The sequence below is a fragment of the Acidovorax sp. GW821-FHT09B03 genome (assembly GCF_059418305.1).
Genome location: NZ_JBWKPP010000023.1, coordinates 86,184 through 92,255 on the forward strand (window position 1 = coordinate 86,184; position 6,072 = coordinate 92,255).

Here is a 6,072-nt window from a genome sequence, read left to right on the forward strand (position 1 = left end):
CTTGCTCGTTATTTGCTGAAGGCGATCAGCGTCCAGACGATGGCCGCCAGCTGCACGATGTTGATCAGGATGGCCGTGAGGTGCGTCCGGCGAAAGCCCGGGATGGCCGTCACGTAGTCGCTCGACGACTGGATCTGCGCGCCCAGTGCATCCATCTTGGGGATGACCTGGCGGCGCAGCACGATGGCCAGCACCGCCAGCGCGGCCGCACCGGCGGCGATGCCCGGTCGGCCTGCCGCCGCAAAGCTGATCGCGGTGGCGGTGGCTGTCACCAGCGCCGCGCGGTAGTACAGGTTGAAGAAGCCGCGCACGAAGCGCGCGTCGAGCGGCGTATCGTGCTTGAGCACCAGCAGCGGGATGGAGCCCATGATGAAGTAGGCCGTGGTGACGAGCAGGGCCACCGTGAAGAACATGGCGGCGAAGAGGGATGCGGACATCGGTGTTTTCCTCCCTGCGGTGGGGATGGTGCTGCCTGTGCGGCAGGTGGCGCCATTTTAGGATTCAGCCCTGGCCAGTACCTCAGGGAATGCGAGCATGGCGGCACCACTCTCTAGGCCGCGCTGCCGGCCGCCTGTTCCTTGGCATACCGCCCGGGCGGCATGCCCACGTGCCGGGTGAAGGCCACGCCGAAGGTGCTGACCGAGCTGTAACCCACCTGCTCGGCGATCCGGGCCATCGCCAGCGCGCCGTGCCGCAGCATCTGCCGGGCCAGCGCCATGCGCCAGGCCAGCAGGTATTCCATGGGCGCGATGCCCACCGCACGGTGAAAGCGCCCGAAGAAAGCGCTGCGCGACATGGCCGCCTCCTGCGCCAGCCGGGCCATGGTCCACGGCTCGCCCGGGTGCTCGTGCATGCGGCGCAGTGCCAGCGCCAGCTGGGGGTCGGCCAGGCCGCGCACCAGGCCGGGCGTGGCCAGGGTGCGGGCCGAGGAGCGCAGCGCCTCGATCAGCAGCACCTCGAGCAGGCGCGCCATCACGATCTGGCGCGCGGGCCGGTCGCTGCGCGATTCGTCGCCCACCAGCTCGACGAGGGTGGCCAGGCGCCGCTCGCCGCGCACGTGCAGCCACTGCGGCAGCAGCGGCACCAGCAGGGCCGCGTCGGGCGACTCGAACACGCAGTTGCCGACCAGCATGCGCACGTCCACCGCGCCCGCCGGGTCGCCCACGCGGGCGCCGCCCGGCATGGGGGCGATGGGGGTGGCCACGGCCTCGCCTTCGCGCGGCGGCTCGCGGCACAGGCTGCTGGTGGCAAAGCTGCGCGCGGCGGGGATCAGCGCAAAGTCGCCCTGCTGCAGCGTGAGGGTGTCGCTGCGCCCGGGGCCGTCGATGGTCAGGTGGCAGCTGCCTTCGAGCACCACGAAGTAGAACGGCCGCCCCGTCTCGCTGCGCCGCACGGCCCAGGGGGCCGAGGCCACCACCAGCTTGGAGAACGGCGCCGCGGGCCGCAGCAGCGCGACGACTTCTGCCAGGGGATCGACGGCCGGGGTGCTCATGGGGGCTGGACGTTTTCGACAAAACGATGGACTGGCGAGTGTATTCAATCCAGGCCGGCGTTCCTACCATGCAGCCATCGCCAACCAACGGAGCCCTTGCCCCATGCCTGCCACCCACCCGTCCACCCACTCCTCCACCGTCCTCATCACCGGCTGCTCGTCGGGCTTCGGCCTCGAGACCGCGCGCTTCTTCCTGGCCCGGGGCTGGCGCGTCATCGCCACCATGCGCACGCCGCGGGAGGATCTGTTTCCCGCATCGGACCACCTGCGCGTGCTTGCGCTCGACGTGGCCGATGCCGACAGCATCCGCCGGTGCATTGCCGAGGCGGGCCCCATCGACGCCTTGGTCAACAACGCCGGCATCGGCGTGCTGGCGCCGCTGGAAGGCATTGCCATGGCCCACGCCCGGGAAGTATTCGAGACCAACGTGCTGGGCACCATCGCCATGGCCCAGGCCGTGCTGCCGCAGATGCGCGAGCGCCGGGCAGGGGTGGTGGTCAACGTCACCTCCAGCGTCACGCTGCTGCCGCTGCCTTTGCTGTCGGTCTACACCGGCAGCAAGGCGGCAGTGAATGCCTTCACCGAATCGCTGGCGCTGGAGCTGGCGCCCTTCAACGTGCGCGCCCGCCTGGTGCTGCCCGGCCGCGCGCCCGGCACCCGCTTTGGGCAGAACGCGCTGCCGCGCATGGTCGGCAGCGTGCCAGCGGCCTATGCGGAGTTCCGCGACGGCGTGTACGCCGCGGTGCGCGACACGTCCACGCCCGTCACCCATGCGCAGGACGTGGCCGAGGCGGTGTGGCGTGCGGTGACCGATGGGGCGGCGCCGATGCGCCTGCCGGCCGGGGCGGATGCGGTGGCTTTGGCGGGTGCGTAGCCAGGGCGGGGAATGTGCTCCTTGTCCCTAGAACTGGGGACAGCGCAGATGCGAGCGCTGTGGGAAACTCCGCAGCTCCTGTTGTCGCCGAGAGTTTTCATTCACGCCCGCCCCATGCCCGCAGCCATTGCCAGCCCCGCTACCATCCGGATTGCCATCGTGGAGGACGATCCGCAGTTCCAGGCCGCGGTCGCCTCGGCGATCCGGCAGACGGACGACATGCGCCTGCTCTGGGTGGCCGATACGCTGGCGCGGGGGCTGTGCGCCTTGAACGACGGGCCGGCGGCCGATGTGCTGCTGGTCGACCTGGGCCTGCCCGATGGCTCGGGCATCGAGGCCATCGCCGCGGCCGCGCGGCTGTGGCCCGCCTGCGCGGTGATGGTCAGCACCGCCTTTGGCGACGAGGCGCATGTGCTGCAGTCCATCGAAGCCGGTGCCAGCGGCTACTTGCTCAAGGACAGCATGCCCGAACGCATCGTGGGCGAGATCCGCAGCCTGCACGCGGGCGGCAGCCCCATCAGCCCGCTGATCGCGCGGCAGGTGCTCATGCGCTTCAAGCAGGCCGGTGCGCCGGCACCGGGGGCCGCTGCTGCCCACGCCGATGCAGACACCGACGCCAGCAACGTGGTCACCTTGTCCGCCCGCGAGCGCGAGGTGCTGCTGTACATCACCAAGGGCTTCACGGCCGACGAGATCGCGCGGGTGCTGGAGGTGTCGCACCACACCGTGCTCACCTTCGTGCGGCGCACCTATGCCAAGCTCAAGGTGCGCTCCAAGGCCGAGGCGATCTACGAGGCGCGTGCGCGGGGCCTCATCTGACGCCGTGGCCGCTGTCCTGCGTTCCGCCTGCCTTGCCTTTCTTGCATGCTGCCTGCTGTGGGGCGGTGTGCTGCAGGCCTCCGAGCCCCCGCAGCAGGCACTGCCCGGGGAGCACAAGGCGGTGCACATCGGGCAGGCGCAGATGTTCAGCCGCCCCAGCCTGGGCTTCACGCCGCCGCCCTATGTGCTGGGCGCTGACCTGCCCGGCGGCGCTTGGACGGTGGTCGACCTGCCCTATGCCGAGTCCCCGCAGGTGCGGATGCAGCCGCCGCAGGACCCGCCGCTGACCACCGAGTTCTGGTACCGCCTGGCGGTGCCCGCGCTGGCGCAGGAGGCCAGCCCCCTGTACCTGTACCTGCCGCGCTGGAAGTCGGACGGCCAGGTCGCCATCTACGGCGACGGACGGCTGCTCTACCAGAGCGATGCGAAGTTTCTGTGGAACGCCGTGAACCTGCCCCTGTGGATCCCCCTGCAGGGCACGGCCGGGGCGCCCGCCGTGCGCGAGGTACAGATCCGCGGCCAGCGCCTGCGCCATACCGGCGCCGCTTTGTCCACCGCCTGGGTCGGCTCCAGCGCGGCCATCGGCTGGCGCTACCAGGTGCGCTACTGGCTGCAGTCCGACTTTCCGGCCATGAGCAGCGCCGCCTTCCTGGCCGCGGGCGTCTTCGCCCTGGGTGTGTGGCTGTGGCGGCGCCGGGAGGCGTTGTATCTGCTGTTCTTCGTGATGTCCGCTGTGGCGTTCGTGAGAACGCTGCACTATTTCGTGAGCCGGCAGCGGCTGCCGATCAGCGATGAATGGTTCGGCTGGATCACTGTCAGTTCTTTGTTCTGGTTGGTGCTGACCGCGCATTTCTTTCTGCGCTACATGCATGGCGTGCGCCACCGCTGGCTTACCATCACGGCCTGCACGATCACCGCGGCGGTGAGCGCCGTGACGCTGCCGATTGTGCCCGCGCTGCCCAACGCGGCTCTCCTTTCTCCGCTGCTGTACGTCGTGCTGCTTGTGCTGGGAACCACGCTTTTCGCCGTGGCGTGCCTCGATGCCTGGCGCGTCAGGTCCAAGGAGGCAGGCCTGCTCGCGGGATGGGGCCTGATCAGCCTGCTGGCAGGCGGCTATGACTGGCTGCTGCAAAGCAATCTGCTGGTCAACGTGGAAGGCATGTACCTGGGGGCCTATAGCAACATCGGCGTGTTTTTCATTTTTTCTTACGTCGTCTTGCACCGCTACCTGGCCGCCATCGATGGCATGGAGCGCGTGAATACCCACCTGGAGCAGCGCCTGCGCGAGCGCGAGGGCGAGCTGGTGCAAAGTTACGCACGCCTGCGCGACGTAGAGCACCGCGAGACCCTGGTGCAGGAGCGACAGCGCCTGATGCAGGACATGCATGATGGCCTGGGCTCATCGCTCACCAGTGCCCTGCACCTGGTGCGGCACGGCAAGGCCGGCAGCGAAGAGCTGGCCCAGGTGCTGGCCGAGTGCATGGACGACCTCAAGCTGGCCATCGACTCCATGGAGCCCGTGGACGCCGACCTGCTGTTGCTGCTGGCGACCTTGCGCTTTCGGCTCGCGCCGCGTCTGGAGGGCCTGGGCATGGCCTTGCGCTGGGAGGTGCAGGACGTGCCCCTGGTGCCATGGCTCGATGCCGCCAGTGCGCTGCACCTGCTCAGAATCCTGCAGGAGTGCTTTGCCAACATCGTCAAGCATGCCCAGGCCTCCTGCATCCGGGTGGAATGCGAGGAGGCGCAGGACGGTGGGATCGAGGTGCGCGTGCTGGACGATGGCCGCGGCTTCGACGTGGACGCCGCGCTCAAGGCGCGCGGGCGCGGGCTCAAGAACCAGCTGCGCCGGGCCGAGGCGATTGGCGCGCGCCTGTCCTGGGCCAGCAGTGCGGCCACCGGCACGCGCTGCGTGCTCTGGCTGCCGCTGGAATCGGCAGTTGTTCCAGCGCCCGGGCCGAAGGCGGCGCCGTGACCCTGGCCGCCGTAGTCGTCAGCCCAGCTTGTGCCGCGTGTTCAGCAGGCCCAGCCCCAGCGCGATGAAGGTACCGCCCACGATGCGGTTGAACAGCTTGGCACGCGCCACCACATGGCGCTTGACCAGCGAGATCAGCGCCACGTAGAAGGCGTGCGAGATCAGCGCGCAGACGGCGAAGGTCGTGGTCAGCAGCAGGTACTGCGTGAACAGCGATTGGTCCGGCACGATGAACTGCGGGAACAGCGCCGAGAAGAACAGAATGGCCTTGGGGTTGGTGAGCGACACGCCCATGCCCTGCGCCACCAGCTGCCAGTTCTTGCGCTCGCGCCAGTCGGTGGGGGCCTGGCCGGCATCGCTGCTGATCAGCGCATCCTTGCTGCGCCAGCGCTTGACGCCCAGCCAGACCAGGTACATCGCGCCCACCACCTTCATCACCAGGAAGGCGTTGGCCGACATGCTGAGGATGGCCCCCATGCCGATCATCGCCAGGCCCGAGACCACGTAGATGCCCGCCGAGCTGCCCACCGAACTGAAGGCCGTGCGCCGGGCGCCGACGTCCATCGAATTCGACACCGCCAGCAGCACGGCCGGACCGGGGGTGAAGCACATCAGCAGCGAGACGCCGCAGAAAAGGAGCCAGTGGGTGAGGGTCATGGTCGGGGCTTTCGTCGTTCGTCGTCGGTCCTTGCGGACGGCGAGGGGGTATTTTCGTTGGGTTGGCTTTTGTGTGTTGTCAGGGGTCTTTTTTTTTACCCTGCAGTGGGGATCATGTGCTTTCTTGGGGGGAGCATGCTTCGTCGTGTGGCTTAGCGTGGGTGATGGTTGCTTTTGCTTTTGCTTTGGTTGAGGGCGGGAGCCGGGATGTGCGCCCGGCGGCGCAGTAACTTTCTCTTGCGTCGCCAAGAGAAAGTC

At 68.7% G+C, this 6,072-nt stretch carries 6 protein-coding genes; 3 read left to right on the top strand and 3 right to left on the bottom strand.

The window, feature by feature from the left end; genetic code table 11:
* Positions 1–8 precede the first annotated feature (8 nt).
* A complete protein-coding gene (locus tag AC07PA_RS28890) occupies positions 9–437 on the bottom strand; it encodes a hypothetical protein (RefSeq protein ID WP_007859595.1) in 429 nt (142 codons plus the stop codon).
* A 113-nt stretch (positions 438–550) separates the two neighbouring features.
* Positions 551–1,492 carry an AraC family transcriptional regulator gene (locus tag AC07PA_RS28895; RefSeq protein ID WP_494606564.1) on the bottom strand — a complete coding sequence of 314 codons (942 nt, stop codon included), beginning with the start codon at positions 1,490–1,492 and terminating at the stop codon, positions 551–553.
* A 103-nt stretch (positions 1,493–1,595) separates the two neighbouring features.
* Here AC07PA_RS28895 and AC07PA_RS28900 point away from each other — a divergent pair, with 103 nt between their 5' ends.
* The 3 genes from AC07PA_RS28900 (at position 1,596) to AC07PA_RS28910 (ending at position 5,157) form a co-directional block, all read left to right on the top strand.
* The gene (locus AC07PA_RS28900) at positions 1,596–2,366 is read left to right on the top strand and encodes an SDR family oxidoreductase (RefSeq protein ID WP_494606562.1); all 771 of its coding nucleotides are present in this window, start codon (positions 1,596–1,598) and stop codon (positions 2,364–2,366) included.
* 114 nt (positions 2,367–2,480) lie between these two features.
* Positions 2,481–3,185 (top strand): response regulator transcription factor, encoded by a 705-nt coding sequence (locus tag AC07PA_RS28905; protein WP_007859599.1) that lies wholly within the window; start codon positions 2,481–2,483, stop codon positions 3,183–3,185.
* A 4-nt stretch (positions 3,186–3,189) separates the two neighbouring features.
* Entirely contained in the window at positions 3,190–5,157 is a 1,968-nt protein-coding gene (locus tag AC07PA_RS28910) for a sensor histidine kinase (RefSeq protein WP_494606560.1), read from the top strand.
* An 18-nt stretch (positions 5,158–5,175) separates the two neighbouring features.
* Here AC07PA_RS28910 and AC07PA_RS28915 read toward each other — a convergent pair whose 3' ends face one another.
* Positions 5,176–5,814 carry a LysE family translocator gene (locus AC07PA_RS28915; protein ID WP_494606558.1) on the bottom strand — a complete coding sequence of 213 codons (639 nt, stop codon included), beginning with the start codon at positions 5,812–5,814 and terminating at the stop codon, positions 5,176–5,178.
* Between the last annotated feature and the right edge of the window lie 258 nt (positions 5,815–6,072).

Coding starts and splice junctions, on each gene's coding strand:
- AC07PA_RS28890 (WP_007859595.1), bottom strand. CDS start 437: ATGTCCGCATCCCTCTTCGCCGCCATGTTCTTCACGGTGGCCCTGCTC.
- AC07PA_RS28895 (WP_494606564.1), bottom strand. CDS start 1,492: ATGAGCACCCCGGCCGTCGATCCCCTGGCAGAAGTCGTCGCGCTGCTG.
- AC07PA_RS28900 (WP_494606562.1), top strand. CDS start 1,596: ATGCCTGCCACCCACCCGTCCACCCACTCCTCCACCGTCCTCATCACC.
- AC07PA_RS28905 (WP_007859599.1), top strand. CDS start 2,481: ATGCCCGCAGCCATTGCCAGCCCCGCTACCATCCGGATTGCCATCGTG.
- AC07PA_RS28915 (WP_494606558.1), bottom strand. CDS start 5,814: ATGACCCTCACCCACTGGCTCCTTTTCTGCGGCGTCTCGCTGCTGATG.